This is a genomic window from Pectobacterium versatile, from assembly GCF_003932035.1.
Classification (GTDB): domain Bacteria; phylum Pseudomonadota; class Gammaproteobacteria; order Enterobacterales; family Enterobacteriaceae; genus Pectobacterium; species Pectobacterium versatile.
In genome coordinates, this window is sequence record NZ_CP034276.1 from 4724780 (window position 1) to 4742784 (window position 18005).

Genomic DNA, 18005 nt, shown 5'->3' on the forward strand with positions numbered 1-18005 from the left:
CACTTATCTCCGGGTCTTGCCGTCAGAGGTGGCAATCGTGCCGTACATTTCCGGGCGACGGTCACGGAACAGGCCCCATGACGCACGCTGTGCCGCAATGGCTTCTAAATCAAATTCATGCACCAGAATCGCTTCATCCGTCTTATTGGCCTGAGCCAACAGCGCACCCGTTTGGTCGGCAATGAAGGACGAGCCGTAGAACGTCATTTCCAGACCATCGATGTATTTGCTGGCTTCTGTACCAATACGGTTGGATGCGATTACCGGCACCAGATTCGCGGCGGCGTGACCTTGCTGAACGCGGGTCCAGTGCGGCTGGCTGTCGATGTCTGGGTAAGCGGGTTCAGAACCAATCGCGGTAGGATAGAAAATCAGCTCGGCACCCTGCAACGCCAGGCTGCGTGCGGTTTCTGGGAACCACTGATCCCAGCAAATGCCCACGCCGATTTTTGCGTAGCGCGTCTGCCAGACTTTAAAACCAGTATCGCCCGGAATGAAGAATTGCTTCTCCTGATACGCCGGGCCATTCGGAATGTGCGTTTTGCGATAAACGTCCAGCACAGAACCGTCCGCGTCAATCATCACCAGCGAGTTGTAATAGGCGTTATTGGCACGCTCAAAGAAGCTCAACGGCAACACCACGTTCAGCTCCGCCGCCAGTGCGGAAAAATGCTTAATCAGCGGGCTGGTTTCCAGCTCCTGCGCCAGCGCATAGTGCTCCGGGCTTTGATCGATACAGAAATACGGTGCGGCAAACAGTTCCTGAATCAGGATAACCTGCGCGCCTTTTGCATGCGCTTGTCGCACCAGTTTTTCAGCGTTTTCGATATTCTTGGGCAGATCCCAGGAACACGCCATTTGTGTTGCGGCAACGGTAACTTTTTTCATGCGAAAACCTCAATAATAACGATATATACCCGCCCTTTCTCACCGGCAAGTATCGGCAATAAGTGTTTCTCTCGGTCACGATTATGCATCGGCGCTAACCAGCGCGGCCTTAACGAGTGTAGGCCAACACGCCGACTCATGCCCGACGGGAATCCCCCGTTAAGGTATTGACCGAAAATGACATGCGCATTATGCCAGTTAATGGCAGCACTTCACTATTCTGAAAATGCATGATCTCGCGTGACGGGCAGAAAAGAAAAACCGCCTTTTCACGGCGGTTCAGACTGCCAACAAACTTATTTGCTGAACGAAAACGGGAATAACGGAATAGAAGAGTAAAGCGTCCGCGACAGGGATGTCGCGGCTCGAGCGTACAGGGATGTATTTACAGCGTCTTTACGATCTATCCGTTACTCCCGCTCTACGGACTTTGTCAGCAACCTTAATCGCCTTTTTCACGGCGGTTTCTATCGATGATTAAGATTGAGAGAAAGCGGTAGGCAGCAGCATCAGACTTCAACGGTATCCGCCTGGTGTAAGGCCTGACTGACCGCTTGCCGCTGCTCCAAGAGCGTTGGGCTGGTGCGGTCGCGAGGATAGGTCAGCGTCACAGGTAGAATCGCGCTAATCCGGCCGGGTCGGGGCGACATCACCACGACTCTGTCCGCCAGAAAAACCGCCTCTTCCACATCATGCGTCACCAGCAGAATCGTCAAATCCGTTTGCTGGCGAATCTCTGCCAGACGTTCCTGCAACTGCTGTTTGGTCAGCGCATCCAGTGCCCCAAAGGGTTCATCCAGCAAGAGAATGCGCGGCGTCGACACCAGCCCGCGAGCGATCGCCACACGCTGCGCCATTCCGCCCGACAGCTGGTGCGGCCACGCGTCGGCAAAACCTTCCAACCCCATCATCTGGAGATAGTGTGCAATACGGCGCGTCACTTCCGCAGGAGAAAGATCGAGGTTGAGCATACCGAGGCGAATATTGTCCGTCACGGTGAGCCACGGAAACAGGCGCGGCTCCTGAAACACCAGACTGACATAGTCAGGAATACCGCGCACAGGGCGTTCGCCAATCAGAATACGCCCGCGTTCCGTGGTATCAATTCCGGCCGCCAAACGCAGCAGCGTCGATTTACCACAACCGCTGGCACCGATGACCGCAACCAGTTCACCGGCATGCAGCGACAGATCGATGTCCTGTAACACCGTCAGCGGTGCGCCGTTGACGGTAAAATGTTTAGTAATGTGCTGAAAATGCAGGGACATAGATTCTCCGTTAACGGTCACGCAAAGCGCCAGCGGGTCAGCCGCCGTTCAGACAAGGTAATCAATCGGGAAAACAGTGCGGCCACTGCGGCAATCAGCACCACGCCCGCCATGATGCGATCGGACTCAAGCAACTGCTGGGCACGAATCATCATGCCGCCCAGCCCCTCGCCCGACGGCATGAAATATTCTGCACCAATCGCGCCCGTCCACGCATGCATCAGCGCCAGCCGTAGACCGGAGAACAATGGTGGCAATACGCTGGGCAGTATCAGCGTGCGAAGCGTCTGCACGGGCGTCAGACGCAGAACCTGCGCTACTTCCAATAGCGCAGGCGGAAGTTGGGCAATCCCCTGACGGGTTGCCAGCATCACAGGAAAGAACGCCGCTACGGCGATAAACACGATTTTGGCGCTTTCCCCTAAACCAAACCAGGCCGTGATCAGCGGCAGCCAGGCAAATAGCGCCACACAGCGCAGCGCGGACAGCGCCGGATTAAACAGCCTGTCGGCGATGCGCCAACCGCCGAGTAACGCGCCGACCAGCACACCGATCGCACTTCCCAGCACAAAGCCCTGTAGCGCACGCAGCAGGCTGGCCTGGAGATCGGCCAACAGCCCGCCCTGAGCCAGCCCCGTCCACAGCGCGTCGATCACGCTGCTTGGTGCGGGAAGAAAAGCCACGTTCACCCACTCGCGCACGCTGCTAACCTGCCACAGCGCAACCAGTACCACTGGTGCTAACCACGGCGTCAGCGACAGGCTCGGCAGCGCAGTGCTCAGGCTATCGCGCCCCAACACCGGCGCAGGCCAGTGAATCCAGCGACGCTCCAGTTTCAGCAGCACGCGTTCTCCGGCAAAGCCCAGTATTCCAATAATCAAAATGCAGACAAACACCAGATCGAGCATGAACAGCTGGCGGCTTTGTACCAGCAGATAGCCCAGCCCTTCGCTGGATGCGAGCAGCTCGACCGCGATCAAGGCGACCCATCCGGTAGAAAACGCCAGCCGAATGCCCGTCATCACATAAGGCAGCATCGCAGGCAAAATCAGATAACGTAGGAAAGCGGCGGGAGGTAAACGCAGGCTACGCGCCATTTCATGCAACTTTTGCGGGGTCTGTTGGATACCCGCGCAGGTATAAAGCGTCACTGGCACCGTTACCGATTTCACCAGCACCACCAGTTTCAGTGCTTCACCGATACCCAGCGACAGCATCAAAAGCGGAATCCAAGCCAGCGTCGGAATCTGCGCGATGACGGTAAAGAGTGGCATAAACAGCGCATTCAGCCGTCGGTTCAGACCGAACAGGCTACCGAGCACCAGACCCAGCGCGATCCCACCGCTAAAGCCAATCACCAGCCGTATCAGGCTGATAGGTAACTGGTGAATCAGCTCTTCGGGGATAAAAGCCCGTGCGCTATCGATGACTGCCAGCGGCGAAGGCAGAATCTGTTCAGACATCCATCCGTGGCGACTGGCAAGCCACCAGCCTGCGAGCACCAGCAGCGGCACGATCAATGACATGACCAATGACATGACCAATGCGGAATATCCCGCCGACAGCGTGGCGGTCAGCGAAGCGTCAAAGGCGGAGCGTATCCGCAACGGGTATTTAGGCATCATGATCGTCGGTATCCGGCTACGTTATTTTTGCGTTAGCAGGGATAGGCGCGTAATCCCCGCCTGCTCGACATCAGCCAGCAGCGCGGCAACCTCGCCGTAATTCGCCTCTTTGTCCGCCTGCACCTGCACCACCAGATCCGCGTTACTCGCTTTAGCTTGTTGCAAGCGCGGCACCAGCTGTTCCCGCGCCAGATTCTCTTTATTGATGAACACACGCTGCTCGCCATCAATGCTAATCACCACCGGATCGGCGCGATCGGCCGGTGCCACCGCCGACGTTTTCGGGAGCTGAATCGGAATGGCATTGGTCAACATCGGCGCGGTAACGATAAACACCACCAGCAGCACCAGCATGACATCCACGAGCGGCGTGATATTCATTTCACTCATGACGTCTTCATCATTACGCGAGGTAAACGCCATATCAGACCACCTCTCTCAGGTTCTTCACGGAGAAAGCGGTGGCCGATGGCTCCGCGCTGGGATGAAACGTGCTGACATGAAAATCGTTCGCCTGCATCACGCTGTAGACGTCATGCGCAAAGTCATCCATGTCTGCGACGGCCAGCTTGAGGCGACGCAAAAAGTAGTTGTAGATCAGCACCGCAGGAACCGCGACGGCAATCCCGATTCCGGTGGCAATCAACGCGTTGCCAATCGGCCCCGCAACGGTATCGAGACTGGCAGAACCCGAAAGCCCAATCTCCTGCAACGCCGCCATAATCCCCCAGACGGTGCCAAACAGGCCGATAAACGGCGATGTACTGCCGATACTGGCGAGAACCGCCAGCCCGCTTTCCAGCGAACGGCGTTCACGCTGAATCTGCTGTTGCAGCGCGCGCTCAACCCGATCGGGCAGATGAATATTCAGCGCAAGCTGTCCGCTAATCCGTTCCGGTGCTTTGACGGCAGCCAGCGCCAAATTGGCGAGTGAGCCGGGCTGCTTTACACTGGTTTCTGGAGTCTGACTGACGTCATCCTGCTGCCAGAAGGCGGCGCGAAAACGTCGATCGCGCCGTTGCGCCCGACCGTATTGGACGAATTTCAGTAGCCCCAGCCCCCAGGTGACGAGAGAAAACAGCAGCAGCAACAGGATCACCGCGCCTTCCGCAGAAAAGAGTTCAATGTGTCCGAGCGTCATAACCAATACCTCATGAATTTAGCGAAAAATCGACGGGAACCACCACCCAGCCGCTAACCGGCTGACTGCCACGGCGCGCCGGAACGAAAGACCAGCGCCGCACAGTGTCTCTGGCGGCATCGTCCAGCGAGGGATAACCGCTTGATTGATGGATCTGAATGGTTTGCACCTTGCCGTCGGCACGCACCTGCACGTTCAACAGCACGGTGCCTTCATAACCACGGCTAATCGCCACGTCGGGATAAGCCGGTGCGGGATTATGCAGGTAGTCAGCATTCGCGAGCGGCGGCGTCAACGGCGCATCAACGGGCTGTTCGACGGCCTTTTTCGCCACCGGAGCAGGTGTTATCGGGGCCGTTGCCGATGCAGCTTCCGCCTGAGGTTTCGGCGCAGGTGCGGGCGGACTCTTTTTCACCGCAACCTTTTTCGGCGCGGGTTCAGGCTTTTTCTCAGGCTCTTTTTTCTCGGGCACTGGCGGCAGCAGCGCGTTGTCATCAACCGGCTTGTCCACGGGCGGCGTAGTAAATTCCGGCGGTGGCGTTACGACGTCAGGCTCAATAGGTTCAGGTTCGGCTGGCTGGGCTTGCAGCACCGGTTCGGCAGCCGCAGCAACCAGCTCGATGCTGACAGGCTGTGGCCGGGCAGGCACCGTAACGGGCGGTGTCGATGCGCTGTGGAATAATGCCAGCACCGCCGCGTGCAATAGCAACGTCGCTATCACCGCCAGCCAGCGTTCCGGTCGAGACGAAACCGTCGTATTCAACGTCGGCAAGCGTGGCTGCACGACGCCGCTCACCCGGCTGGCGTGCGGAGCCGGCTCCGGTGAATAAGACCGGGATCCTGGCGCTGCTCCCGCATAGAGTAATTCCGTCATGGTAAGTGCTCCTGACCGTGTTTATTTATACCCGTCATACTTCAAATTGCCTGTGTGTTGGCTTCCCTTACTCACCCCAGTCACTTACTTGTGTAAGCTCCTGGGGACTCGTTCGGTTGCCGCCGCCATGCAACTCGAATTATTTAGGGTATTTACCCGGCATAATTCACATTGCAGGCGTCATGGATAGATGACCTGAAATAGCGGTGGAATAATCGATTCTTCTCGAGAGCTTAATAAAGTCAACGTATGTATCTGTATATCGATATTCATTTAATTATCTATTTCATCGAAAAGATAATCGCGTCCATTGTTTAACGACAAACTAAAGGCAATAAGTCCCGATAGGCTAATGCATAGTTGGAATAGTTTTTTTTCGTTCGCTGCATAACGATGAAATAAGCGATGAATGCTGATTTAGCTATTTACTAAAAATAATAATGCTTTTTTTGTATTAGTCAGTTTATTGCCAAGCCTTTAAATGTGGTTCTGCAACGATATGACGCCGTGCTAAATCGGCGCAATAACAACATTGATATTCACACACTCACATTCAAACACCTCATCACTGGCGGACGAAACATGACAACATCAGGACGAAAATGGTTAGTGACCGGCTTATTGGCAATGGGTATGGCCTGGTCAGGCATCGCATCGGCTATCACTGAAATTCGTATTGCCGCGCCGGACATTGGCGCGGGCACAAAACCCAGCGGCGGCGGCCTGCTCGACGTCATCCACAGCCAGAAGCTGTTGGAACGCGAATTCGGCAAAGATGGCATCAGTGTCCGCTGGACATTCATTAAAGGCGCTGGCCCCGTCATTAACGAAGCATTTGGTAACCATCAGGTTGACGTGGCCTATCTGGGTGATTTAGCCAGCATTATCGGCCGTTCTCGCGGTCTGGATACCCGAGTGATCGCCGTGGCATCACGCGGCATCAATCACTATCTGGCGGTGGCGAAAGGCTCCGGTATTGAGAAAATCCCCGATCTGAAAGGCAAACGTATTGGGATCTTTCGCGGAACAGCAGGCGAGCTGTCCTTCGTTAGCGCGCTCGATTCACAGGGCCTGAAGCCTTCTGATGTGAAGCTGATCAATCTCGATTTCGCGGCAGCCAGTGCGGCGTTAGCCGCTGGACAGATTGACGCCACCTGGGGCGGCAGCAATACGCTTTCGCTGCGGGATAAAGGGCTGGCGGATGTTCCGCTGTCGAGCCGTGATCTGGGCGGCGCAGGCCAGCTCAGCGGCTTCCTGCTGGTGGATGAGAAATTTGCCAAAGGCAACGAGGATATTCTGCAGCGATTAGTTAAAGTCCAGCGCGAGGCGGCAAACTGGGCCAGCGATGCTAAAAATAAAGATGAATTTATTCGGCTCTTAGCCACCCAGTCAGGCTACCCGGAAAATATATTACGCGTCGAATGGGATACATTACCGCCATTATCTGAGCGTCTTTCACCCAAATTAGATACCGCCTATGTGGATAAATTAAAACGTGCGGTAAAACTGGCCTATGAATCACGCCTTATTCGGCAGCCTTTTGATGTCGATAAATGGCTGGATGATTCTTATCTGAAAGCCACCCAGTAATTTATACCCCAAAAAGATTATAGCCCACGTATTGCCGTGAATTTCACGGCAATCGGCAACCTATTGACGACATTCGGAAGAAACCATGTATTTAAAAAGACACCAGCAGTATTTAAAAAAACACCAGCGCAACATAACGTCAGGCATTTTAATGAGCTGCGTCTTAACGCTTCCCGCGATAGCGCGGGCAGCCGACCCACAAGTCACAACGGATAATCCATCACAACAGATAATACCCGGCACCGAGACGGCAACCGCCGCCCCGGTCCAGTTGAAACGCGTGAAAGTTAACGCTCAGCGTGTACCCGTTCAGCCGCCGACCACGCTGGCCTCGGTGATCGATGGCAAAACGCTCGAAGAAGAGCGGATCTACCGCTTTGAAGAACTGTCGCAGTTGGTGACAGGGCTGGATGTCGATACCGTCGATGTGATGGACACCACGGTGACCATTCGCGGGATTGGCGACGGCGGCGAGAGCGGCACCAACATCGGTATGCCGGGCAGCGTGGGCCTGTTTGTCGATGGCGTTTACTTGTCCCGTCCCGGTGTCATCTCTAATGATTTGCTGGATATCGACAGCACCCGCGTGTTGAAGGGCCCGCAGGGCGCGGCCTATGGCTTTAATACCACCGGCGGCGCGATTGATATTCGCACGCGCAAGCCGACCTTCACGCCTGAATATTCACTGGAGCAATCGTTCGGGCAGCGTGGCTATCTGCAATCCAAACTGATGGCGTCCGGGCCACTTAGCGACCACTGGGCGGGACGCATCAACCTGTCGCGTACGGAGCGCGGCGGAAACGTCACGAATATCGAAAACGGCCATAAGCTGGGAGGTAGCACCAATAACGGCGTGCGCGGCCAACTGCTTTATCAGCCCAATGACAGCTTTAGTCTCAGAATCACCGGCGACTACAGCGATTCCACCCAGCGTCCGGTCTCCGTGCTGGTCAGTGCAACCGACGACTTCCGTACCCGCGCACAACAAACTGGCCTCAAGGTCGTCGGCGGTCGTCAGGTCGCGATGGACGATGAAAATGTGATTCGCGTTGCGCAAGGCGGTGGCTCGGTAGAGGCCAACTGGAAGCTGAAGAGCGGCTATAGCCTCAACTCCCTATCGTCACTGCGCTATTTCCGCGTGCTGCCCAGCACGGCGGATAACTGGAATATCCCGCTCTATCGCGACAGCGGCGCTGACGTACGCGATCGCGTCTGGTCGCAAAGTTTTTGGCTCGATTCTCCCAAAGGCAATACCTTCGATTATTCACTGGGCGTCGATTACTGGGGAGAAAACCTCGATACCGAGGCAAACAGCCGCTACTACAACGACAACCGCGTGCGGACGTGGGTCGGAAATGGCTATCAGGGTATTAACGTTCAGCGCTTTGGCACGCTGGATGACACCGTCTATTCCGTCTATGGTCGCGGGACCTGGCATGCCGCCGATAAACTGGATGTCATTGTCGGTCTGCGTCAGACCTATGAGAAAAAAGAGGGAACGTTCCAGCGTAAAAATCGCGCCACCTTTGATTCTGGCCCACTCTCGCAAACCAACCACCTGCCCTCTGGCTCCGTCAGCCTGAACTGGTTCGCGGCACCAAATGTTACGCCTTACGTCACGCTGGGCTACGGGGAAAAATCCGGCGGCCTGAACGTCTCCTCTGGTGCCGCAAGACAGCTGGGGATTGATTCGCTGTACGTCGATCCAGAAAAAAACCGTTCGGCAGAGCTAGGCGTCAAAACCCACTGGCTACAGCGCAAAGTGGAATGGAATACCGCGCTGTTCTGGAGCGTCGTCGAAGATTTCCAGAACAACGCCTATGACGAAGAAACGGATACCAGCTATCTGATTAACGCGGGGAAATTCCGCTCGCGCGGCGGCGAAACGCAGTTAACGCTGCGCCCCGTTGACGGCTTAAGCATCAGTCTGGCCGGTACCGTTCTGGATGCCCGCTACCTGAATTTCCCTAACGCCCGCTGCCCGGCAGAAATCTCCGCTGTCTCGTGCGATATGTCTGGAAAGCGTGTCTTTAAATCCCCAACGCTGAGCTACAACACGCGCGTACGTTATCAATGGGATACGCCAAATAACCTGCAAGCCTCGGTTTCCGGTCAATGGTCATGGCGGAGCTGGGCCTACGGCACGCTCGACGATTCCGAATCCAACCGTATTCCCTCATACGGCGTCCTCAACCTGTCTAGCGGGCTGAGCGGCAAGCAAGGCGACAACCGCTGGAACGTGTCGCTGTGGGTGAAAAACGCGCTGGATAAAAACTACTACCGCTCGGTCAGAGGCTCCAGCGCCACAACGGGCGTGATTGGCGAACCGCGTATGGTCGGCATATCAGTCGGCTACGATTTCAAAGGCTAACGTCATGGACAAGATGACTTACTCACGCCGACGCTTCCTGCGCGACAGCACGCTGCTGGCGCTGTCGGCACCGTTCTGGACATCTGCGCACGCCGCCGCACCGCTGGCCCCAACCTCTGGCTACGCTGGCGAATCGGCACCGCAGGTCGGCCTGCGTTGGCTAGATGGGCAGCGGCCTCTCGCCTTCACTGGCGTAACCTGGGGCGTCCCCTGGCCGCAGGGGGCGGTACGCAACGACAGTGGTTTCCAACTGCATGATACGCAACAGCGAGCTTATGACCTGCAAAGCTGGCCGCTGGCTCGCTGGCCGGATGGCTCGATTAAATGGTCGGCGCATGCGCTGGGTGGCGATATCCCGCCAGAAGATGGGCTAACGCTGCGGCCGACAGCCAAAGCAGAGAAACCATTGGCTTCCGGGATGGTCAGCGAGCATGACCACGGCTGGACGGTGGATACCGGCCGCATTCGCTGCGTGATTCCACGCTCAGGCTCTCGCTTGATCGAAGAAATCTGGCGGGATAATCGACTGGCATTAACCAACGGCAGGCTGGTGTTGCGCATGCAGCGAGGTGTGGAGGCGGATAGTACGCTGACGCAGGATACCTATCAGGGCGTGATCGACACCGTCACGGTGGAACAAAGCGGGCCACAGCGGACGGTGATTGCGCTACGTGGTAAGCACCACGCGCAACAACAGGGGGTGGCGCACATCCCCTTTATTATCCGGCTGTATAGCTATGCGAACACCGACTCGCTGCGCGTCATACACACCCTGATCTATGACAACGACGACGACCTTCTCAGCCTGAAAGGACTTGGGCTGGCGTTCGACGTTCCGCTACAGGGGGAACTGCACGATCGCCACGTACGCTTCGTTTCGGATCAGGGGGGGCTCTTTCGTGAAGCGGTACGCGGCCTGAGTGGGCTACGTCGCGATCCCGGCGCGGCGGTTATCGCGGCACAGCTGGCTGGGCAAGCCACGCCACCAATCGCAGATTTTTCACCGGAGGTCGGGAAACGACTGGATTACATTCCCGCGTTTGGCAGCTACCGCCTGACGCAGCACCATCCCGATGGCTTCCAGATACACAAACGCACCGCGGCCGGACAGGGCTGGCTCCTTTCCGCCACGGGTGACCGGGCGGCAGGCGTCGGCTATCTGGGCACGCCCACCGGCGGCGTGGCATTCGGCCTGCGAAATTTCTGGCAGAGCTATCCCGCCAGTCTGGAAATCGACAATGCCCACACCGACGTGGCGACCGTCACGCTCTGGCTGTGGTCGCCGTGGGCAGAACCGATGGATATGCGCTTCTATCATGACGGGCTGGATCAGGATACCCATGAAAAACAGCGTGAAGGGCTGGCAATCACCTATGAAGATTACGAGCCGGGTTTCGGTTCGGCGGTCGGCGTGGCACGCACCAGCGAACTGTTTATCGATGTGCTGCCCGCGACGCCTGACGCGGAAAATCTGGTCAACCGGGCGCGGCGCATGCAGCAACCGCCGCTGCTGGTCGCGGATGCACAGGATCTGTACCGCGCGCAGGCGTTTGGCCCACTCTGGGCTCCGGCTTCTTCCTCTGCCACCACGCCCGGCCGCATCAGGCTGGAGAAACAGCTGGATGCGTATTTCGATATCTACCAGCAGGAAGTCGAACAGCGGAAATGGTACGGCTTCTGGGATTTCGGCGACGTGATGCATACCTATGACAGCGACCGCCACGTCTGGCGCTACGATGTGGGCGGCTATGCGTGGGACAACTCGGAACTCAGCACCGATCTGTGGCTCTGGTATTACTTCCTGCACAGCGGACGCGCCGAGGCGTTTCGTATGGCAGAAGCCATGACGCGCCACACGGGCGAAGTTGACGTACACCATTTGGGGCAATTTAGTCCGCTGGGGTCGCGGCACAATGTCCGCCACTGGGGCGACAGCGCCAAGCAATTACGCATTTCTACCGTCGCCAACCGCCGCTTTCTCTACTATCTCACCGCTGATGAACGCATCGGTGACCTGATGGACGAACAGATCGAGGCACTGCGTACGCTCGGCACCGTGCTGCCCGGCCGCAAGATTGGGCAGACATCGCCCGCCGATCCGCATCACGTCAGCCTGAGTTTTGGGACAGACTGGGGCGCGGTAGCCGCCGCCTGGCTAACCGCATGGGAACGACACGGCGATCCGGCAATGCGTGAACGCCTGCTGACCAGTATGCAAACCATTGCCGCCCAGCCGCACGGCTTTTTCACTGGCGGATCGGCTATCGACCCCGATACGGGCCGTATCGAGCTGGCCCCACCGGATCAGGTGGAAATTTCACATTTGAGTGCGGTTTTTGGCCTGACAGAAATCTGTAGTGAGCTGGTTGAAGCCCTGCCCGACCCCGCCTTTACCCGCGCATGGCTCGACTACTGTCGGCTGTATAACGACCCCGTCGCGTTAAGCGCAGTCGTGGGTAAGACGGTGAAAAAGCTCAATCTGGCTCAGGGACATGCCCGGCTGACCGCCTTTGCCGCACGACGGTTAAACGATCGCACGCTGGCGCAACGCGCTTGGGCAGAATTTACCGCGGGCAGCGGCGGTATCGCCCATCCGACTCTCGAACAGCGGCGCTTAACGCCCCCCACCGTGCTTTACCCAATCAATGAGGCGCTGATTGATTCGACCATCGATAAACATTCCGGCAGCACCACAGCCGCCAATCTGGCAACCAATGCCGTCGCCCAATGGGGATTAACCGCTATCGCCCTGCTGGCCTTGCTGGATGACATTCCCTCTTCTTAATGCCGCCCCCCGGCGGCACGCTACAGGACATCACCATGACTGACCCAAGCTGTACTGAAAATACGCTCCTCCTGTCGCCGCAGGCAGGCAGCACACATGAGATTATCGATTCGCCACACCGTTCAACGTTTATCTGGTCCACGGATTCAACGGGCCAGCCGCTACGCTGGCAGGTGGAACAGGAAGACCCTGACCGCACGGCGATCCAGACCACGTCTGAGCGCCTGACGCTGGAAAGCGCCGCCGGGCTAACGATCTGGCTGGATGCGCCGCTCTCAGGCACCTATCGCATCGCCTTCACGCGCGAGATTCTGGTTACCGATCGTCCCTACGACCGTGTGTCCGACCTCAACCAATTCTGGGCCGCGCGTGACCTGCATCATTCGAACCTTTTTACCCGGTACGGCAAGCTCAACGAATATGACAGCCTGAATCTGTACTATGTTGGCATGGGCGGCAACTGGAACAGCACTACGCGCTTTCGTTATTACGACGGTCACGGCGAACGCCTGCTGCTCGGTGAGTACACCGATGCCGCACATCTGCTGCGTCCGAATCATCGCTATAGAATTGTGATTGAAGTGGATCGGCGGGAAACCCGTTTTTGGGTCGACGATGTACTCTATTTTCATGCCAGCTATCCGAGCACGCCCGCTCCGGGCTATTTCGGCTTTCGGACGGTCTTTTCGCGTCAGGAAATCAGTGAGTTCAGTATCACTCCGCTGTAAGCGCCACAGGTGTACCGTGCAGGTCGCTGTCGACCTGCACGAAGGTTTCAATCAGCTTGCGCGCCAGCAGCGATAGGCGGGCGTCCGCCAGATAAATAATGCCGTAATGGGTATAAAACTCGTCGGTATTGTCGTCCAGACCGGCAATCTTCAACATGTGAATGCCGTGCCGATCGGGCTCGTTGAAATGATTCGTCGTCCCGATGGCATCCGAATGGCGTACCACGTCCAGCAGACTGTAGCCATTTTCACACTCAATGCTGGTGCGAATATCCAGTTTACCGCTCAGCTGTACCAGCGCACGGTGCAGGTTAGGAGGGCGTATCGTTGCCGCCAGCGGGTAGGAAAAAAATTGTTCGACGGTAATCTCTTCCTGCGCCGCCAACGGATGCCCGCTACGGCAGCAAAATCCCCAACGGTGCTGGCTCAGCGGCTGAACCCGATAGCGGGTATCGAATTCAAAGTTACGCATATCCGCCACGATGAAATCCAGCTCTTCGGCCATCAGCCGATGGCCTAACGCCTGCCAATTATCAACGCGAAAAACCATCCGCACCTTTGGATAATGTCGGGAGAAAACCCCGATCACCTGCGGCATAAGCCAGGCGGCGGGGGCCGGGCCGCAGCCAAAATTCACTTCGCCTGCCTCTTTCTCATTGAACTGCTGGATATCGTTAAACAGATCGTGCGTCTGGTTAATCAGGCGACGCGCGTGTTCCAGCACCACCAACCCTTTCGGCGTCGGCTCCAGTTGGTTCATACGGTCAATCAGGCGGGTGCCGATGGTCTGCTCCAGCGACTGGATGCTGCGGCTGAAGGCAGATTGGGAAAGCTTCATCGCCTGTGCCGCCGACGTAAAATTGCGATGCTCAATCAGGGCAATAAAGTGGCGCAGTTGGCGAAGATCGATATTCATAGCGGCAGTCGCGTGTCATCAAGACGGAAGGAATGGGCAGGCTAGCAGGTCTGGTCACGCAGAAAAAATAATAAAACCGATGTTTATATTCTTACCGGTTATATATGCAGCGCGGTCTCTTATACGTCAATCCAGAGGCATCGCGGGTTTTGCCGTTATCCGGCGTAAAAAATTATGCTGAGGAGATAGCGGGCTTAGGATGAGCCGCAGGGACGCGGCTCAAGCTTGCGCCACGTAGGGAACGTGTCGCAAGCGGTCCGTTAAGCCAGATACCGACGAAGGCACCGCGTAGCGGCATAATTCGCGCCAAAAGCCAAGGGGTCACGGGGCGAGCGGCGCTTAAGCCGCCCCGTGTCGGGCGCGTGCTACGAGGTAGCATGAAAATAACGACATTACCGCGCACGAAACCGTCTCGGCGTCCGCATAAAATGGACTAAGAGACGGAGGATCAGATTTCTTAGAACAGTTTTTTCGCTGTATCCAGCCAGTCGCCTTTGAAAGGACGCTTCATGTTCTCAATGGCATCAACGATGTCGTGGTGCACCATTTTCTCATTCTGGATACCGACACAGCGGCCGCCGTAGCCCTGCTGTAGCAGCTCAATAGAGTAGGCGCCCATGCGTGAGGCCAGAATACGGTCATAGGCAACCGGCGAGCCGCCGCGCTGAATATGGCCAAGTACGGTCGCACGGGTTTCGCGTCCCGTTTCTTTTTCAATGTATTTCGCTAATTCATCGACGTCGCACACCAGTTCGGTGATCGCCACAATCGCGTGTTTCTTGCCTTTCTCAATGCCCGCTTTGATTTCACAGACCAGATCTTCTGGGCTGAATGGCACTTCCGGCAGAACGATGAACTCACAGCCGCCGGCAATTGCCGCCGCCAGCGTCAGGTCGCCGCAGTGGCGTCCCATGACTTCAACAATAGAAATACGCTGGTGTGAAGAGGAGGTATCGCGCAGGCGGTCAATCGCTTCCAGCACGGTTTCCAGCGCGGTAAAGTAACCGATGGTGTAGTCCGTACCCGCAACGTCGTTATCGATCGTGCCGGGCAAGCCGATACAAGGGAAACCCATTTCAGTCAGACGCTTGGCACCCATATAGGAACCGTCACCGCCGATAACGACCAGCGCATCCAGGCCGCGTCTTTTCATATTTTCCACGCAGACCTGACGCACAGCTTCATCACGGAACTGCGGGAAACGCGCGGAACCCAAGAATGTGCCGCCACGGTTAATCACATCCGATACGCTGTAGCGATCCAACTGCTCCATGCGATCTTCGTACAAGCCCTGATAGCCATCATAAATGCCATAAATTTCCAGCCCTTCCGATAGTGCAGCGCGAACCACACCACGAATTGCCGCATTCATACCTGGTGCATCGCCACCGCTCGTCAACACTCCGATTCTTCTAATCATGACAACCTCTGGACTTGTAGATGTAATTTTGCAGGATTCTTCTATCGTAAATTCACCGCCGCCGTGAAACAGGCAGCAACGCCTTATTCTTTTATTAGCATATTATAACAAACACCCGAAGCTGAATTGATTCAGGTCAGGCTAAATTGTGCATAAATTTTCATGGCGTATCACGTTTTTAACATAAAATGCTGAAACCTGGCCGACTACGCCGTCAATCTGCCACGCTGATTTTCTGGCACGGCAGAAACCGGATCCTGATGGATAATAATATCGGCCCCCGGAAACTGTTCACGTAATGCCTGCTCCAGATCGTCTGCAATTTGATGTGCCTGTACCAGCGGCAGCGTGTCATCCATTTCCAGATGCAGTTGAATAAAGCGCGTAGGGCCGGAACGTCGGGTACGCAACGCATGTGCGCCGCGAATGCCCGGCCAGTTCACAATCACCTCAGCAATAGCGCGATGCTCGTCCTCCGGCAGCGCGCGATCCAACAGCGACTGCACAGCGTCATACCCCATGCGTAACGCGCTATATAAAATATAGCCGCCAATCCCCAATGCAAACAGGGAGTCGGCGCGCGTAATGCCTTTCCAACTGAGCGCCAACGCCACCAGAATCGCGCCGTTCATCAACAGATCGGACTGATAATGCAGCATGTCCGCACGCACCGCCTGACTGTGCGTACGCTTCACGACCCAGCGCTGGAACGATACCAGCAGCAGCGTGGCCACCAGCGCAATGAGCGTCACCCACATACCCACTTCCGGCGCGTGCAGCGTCTGCGGCTCCAGCGAATATTGCAGCCCCGTCAGGATCAGGAACAGCGCCGAGCCGGAGATAAACATACTCTGCGCCAGCGCGGCCAGCGATTCCGCCTTACCGTGGCCGAACGCATGTTCAGTATCCGCCGGTTGCAGCGAATAGCGCACCACCAGCAGGTTCACCAGCGACGCGGCGATATCCACCAGCGAATCAACCAGCGACGCCAGCAGACTCACCGAGCCAGTGTGCCACCAGGCGAACACCTTCATTATGAACAGCACCAGCGCCACAGCCGTTGCACTCACGGCTGCCAGCGTCACCAGACGTGCATAGTGTGGATTCATCATGCCCTCACGTAAGACGATGCCCTTACATACAATAACTAGCTCAGGTCGTCGCTTGTATTCAGTTCGTTAATGACGTTTTTAACACACGGGAATAGCGGACAAACGTAAAAATACAGCACACGGTTGCCAGTATCGCCATCGCCGCGCCAATGAAACCGATGTCAGGCAAGCCCAAATGGACAATCACCTGATTGCCCAGCAGCGCACCGCCGCCGATCCCAATGTTATAAATCCCCGAATAGAGCGCCATTGCCACGTCGGTGGCATCCGACGCCAGCGTCAACACCTTGACCTGCATGCCTAGGCTCAACGCCATAATGGCGATCCCCCAGACGACACACAGCGTCGACAGGCTCCAACCGCTGAATGACAAAGGCAGCAAGAGCAGTAAACATACCGCCAGAAACGCAAACGAGACAATCAGGAAGCCCGCCGGATATTTGCTGCTGTAGCGGCTGAACAGCATGCTGCCAATGATGCCAGCACCGCCAAAAACCAGTAGCAAGATGGTGGTGAAGTTTTCGCTCAACAACGCCACTTTCTGGATAAACGGCTCAATATAACTGTAGGCGGTAAAATGCGCCGTCACGATCATGACGGTCAGGCCGTACACGCACAGTAGCGCCGGACGTTTAAGCAGGAGAGGCAAGCTCTTCAACGAACCGGAATTGCTGCTCGGCAGCACAGGCAGCAGCCGCATCAGGCCCAGCATAATCCCCGCGGCGATCAGGCCAATCAGGACAAAGGTCACACGCCAGCCCAGATACTGCCCGACCACACGTCCCAGCGGTAACCCTAGCACCAGCGCCAGCGCCGTGCCGGTCGCCAGCAAGCTTAATGCCTGCGCTTTTTTGTCCGCCGGTGCCAGACGCACCACCAGCGATGCCGTAATCGACCAGAACACCGCGTGAGCCAGCGCCACGCCGATACGGGCGATCACCAACACCCAATAGTTCCAGGCCAGACCGGACAACACATTGCTGACGGCAAACAGGATAAAGATTTTGATCAGCAGGCTGCGTCGCTCCATATCGCTGGACATCAGCATGCAGGGCAGCGACATCAGCCCAACCACCCAGGCGTAAATCGTGATGATCAGCCCGACCTGCGCGGCGCTCATGGAAAAGCTGGCAGCGATATCTGACAACAGCGCGACAGGGGCAAATTCAGCGGTGTTAAAAATGAATGCCGCCAGAGAAAGGCTGACGACGCGTAACCAGGCGGTCGAACGGGAAGAACGGGTCATGGTATTGATATCAAAAGTTAAAATAAAAGAATGCGCCCCCT

Annotated in this window: 14 protein-coding genes; 4 read left to right on the forward strand and 10 right to left on the reverse strand. The window is 56.5% G+C overall.

The features are described 5' to 3' along the window. Positions 1–3: 3 nt before the first annotated feature. From aguB to EIP93_RS21450, 6 genes are all read right to left on the reverse strand, one after another. On the reverse strand, positions 4–888 hold the full coding sequence (aguB, locus tag EIP93_RS21425) for an N-carbamoylputrescine amidase (protein ID WP_039474891.1): 885 nt from the start codon (positions 886–888) through the stop codon (positions 4–6). A 509-nt stretch (positions 889–1397) separates the two neighbouring features. Continuing rightward, on the reverse strand, positions 1398–2156 hold the full coding sequence (locus tag EIP93_RS21430; protein WP_125233242.1) for an ABC transporter ATP-binding protein: 759 nt from the start codon (positions 2154–2156) through the stop codon (positions 1398–1400). A 17-nt stretch (positions 2157–2173) separates the two neighbouring features. Further along, complete coding sequence (locus tag EIP93_RS21435) at positions 2174–3781, reverse strand: ABC transporter permease (RefSeq protein ID WP_125233243.1); 1608 nt, start codon at positions 3779–3781, stop codon at positions 2174–2176. A 21-nt stretch (positions 3782–3802) separates the two neighbouring features. Further along, entirely contained in the window at positions 3803–4204 is a 402-nt protein-coding gene (locus EIP93_RS21440) for an ExbD/TolR family protein (RefSeq protein ID WP_039474885.1), read from the reverse strand. Between the two features lies 1 nt (position 4205). Then, positions 4206–4922 (reverse strand): MotA/TolQ/ExbB proton channel family protein, encoded by a 717-nt coding sequence (locus EIP93_RS21445; protein WP_040032702.1) that lies wholly within the window; start codon positions 4920–4922, stop codon positions 4206–4208. A gap of 10 nt (positions 4923–4932) precedes the next feature. Continuing rightward, entirely contained in the window at positions 4933–5796 is an 864-nt protein-coding gene (locus tag EIP93_RS21450) for an energy transducer TonB (protein WP_116361644.1), read from the reverse strand. A 582-nt stretch (positions 5797–6378) separates the two neighbouring features. On the opposite strand from EIP93_RS21450, the gene EIP93_RS21455 reads away from it, so the two are divergent. The 4 genes from EIP93_RS21455 (at position 6379) to EIP93_RS21470 (ending at position 13270) form a co-directional block, all read left to right on the forward strand. Further along, a complete protein-coding gene (locus tag EIP93_RS21455) occupies positions 6379–7386 on the forward strand; it encodes an ABC transporter substrate-binding protein (protein ID WP_107333591.1) in 1008 nt (335 codons plus the stop codon). 85 nt (positions 7387–7471) lie between these two features. Then, entirely contained in the window at positions 7472–9757 is a 2286-nt protein-coding gene (locus EIP93_RS21460; protein WP_125233244.1) for a TonB-dependent receptor, read from the forward strand. 4 nt (positions 9758–9761) lie between these two features. After that, positions 9762–12542, forward strand: a complete 2781-nt coding sequence (locus EIP93_RS21465) for an exo-rhamnogalacturonan lyase family protein (protein ID WP_125233245.1) — start codon at positions 9762–9764, stop codon at positions 12540–12542. Beyond that, the gene (locus tag EIP93_RS21470) at positions 12542–13270 is read left to right on the forward strand and encodes a DUF6250 domain-containing protein (RefSeq protein WP_103862307.1); all 729 of its coding nucleotides are present in this window, start codon (positions 12542–12544) and stop codon (positions 13268–13270) included. The genes EIP93_RS21465 and EIP93_RS21470 overlap by 1 nt, the downstream gene beginning before the upstream one ends. Here EIP93_RS21470 and EIP93_RS21475 read toward each other — a convergent pair. The 4 genes from EIP93_RS21475 to EIP93_RS21490 form a co-directional block, all read right to left on the reverse strand. Further along, complete coding sequence (locus EIP93_RS21475; protein ID WP_109225571.1) at positions 13257–14186, reverse strand: LysR family transcriptional regulator; 930 nt, start codon at positions 14184–14186, stop codon at positions 13257–13259. The two genes, EIP93_RS21470 and EIP93_RS21475, sit on opposite strands and share 14 nt — an antisense overlap. Positions 14187–14643: 457 nt before the next feature. Further along, positions 14644–15606 (reverse strand): 6-phosphofructokinase, encoded by a 963-nt coding sequence (gene pfkA, locus EIP93_RS21480; protein WP_012821982.1) that lies wholly within the window; start codon positions 15604–15606, stop codon positions 14644–14646. A gap of 206 nt (positions 15607–15812) precedes the next feature. Further along, a complete protein-coding gene (fieF, locus tag EIP93_RS21485) occupies positions 15813–16715 on the reverse strand; it encodes a CDF family cation-efflux transporter FieF (RefSeq protein ID WP_125233369.1) in 903 nt (300 codons plus the stop codon). Positions 16716–16776: 61 nt separating this feature from the next. Further along, entirely contained in the window at positions 16777–17964 is a 1188-nt protein-coding gene (locus EIP93_RS21490; protein ID WP_039275814.1) for a sugar transporter, read from the reverse strand. Between the last annotated feature and the right edge of the window lie 41 nt (positions 17965–18005).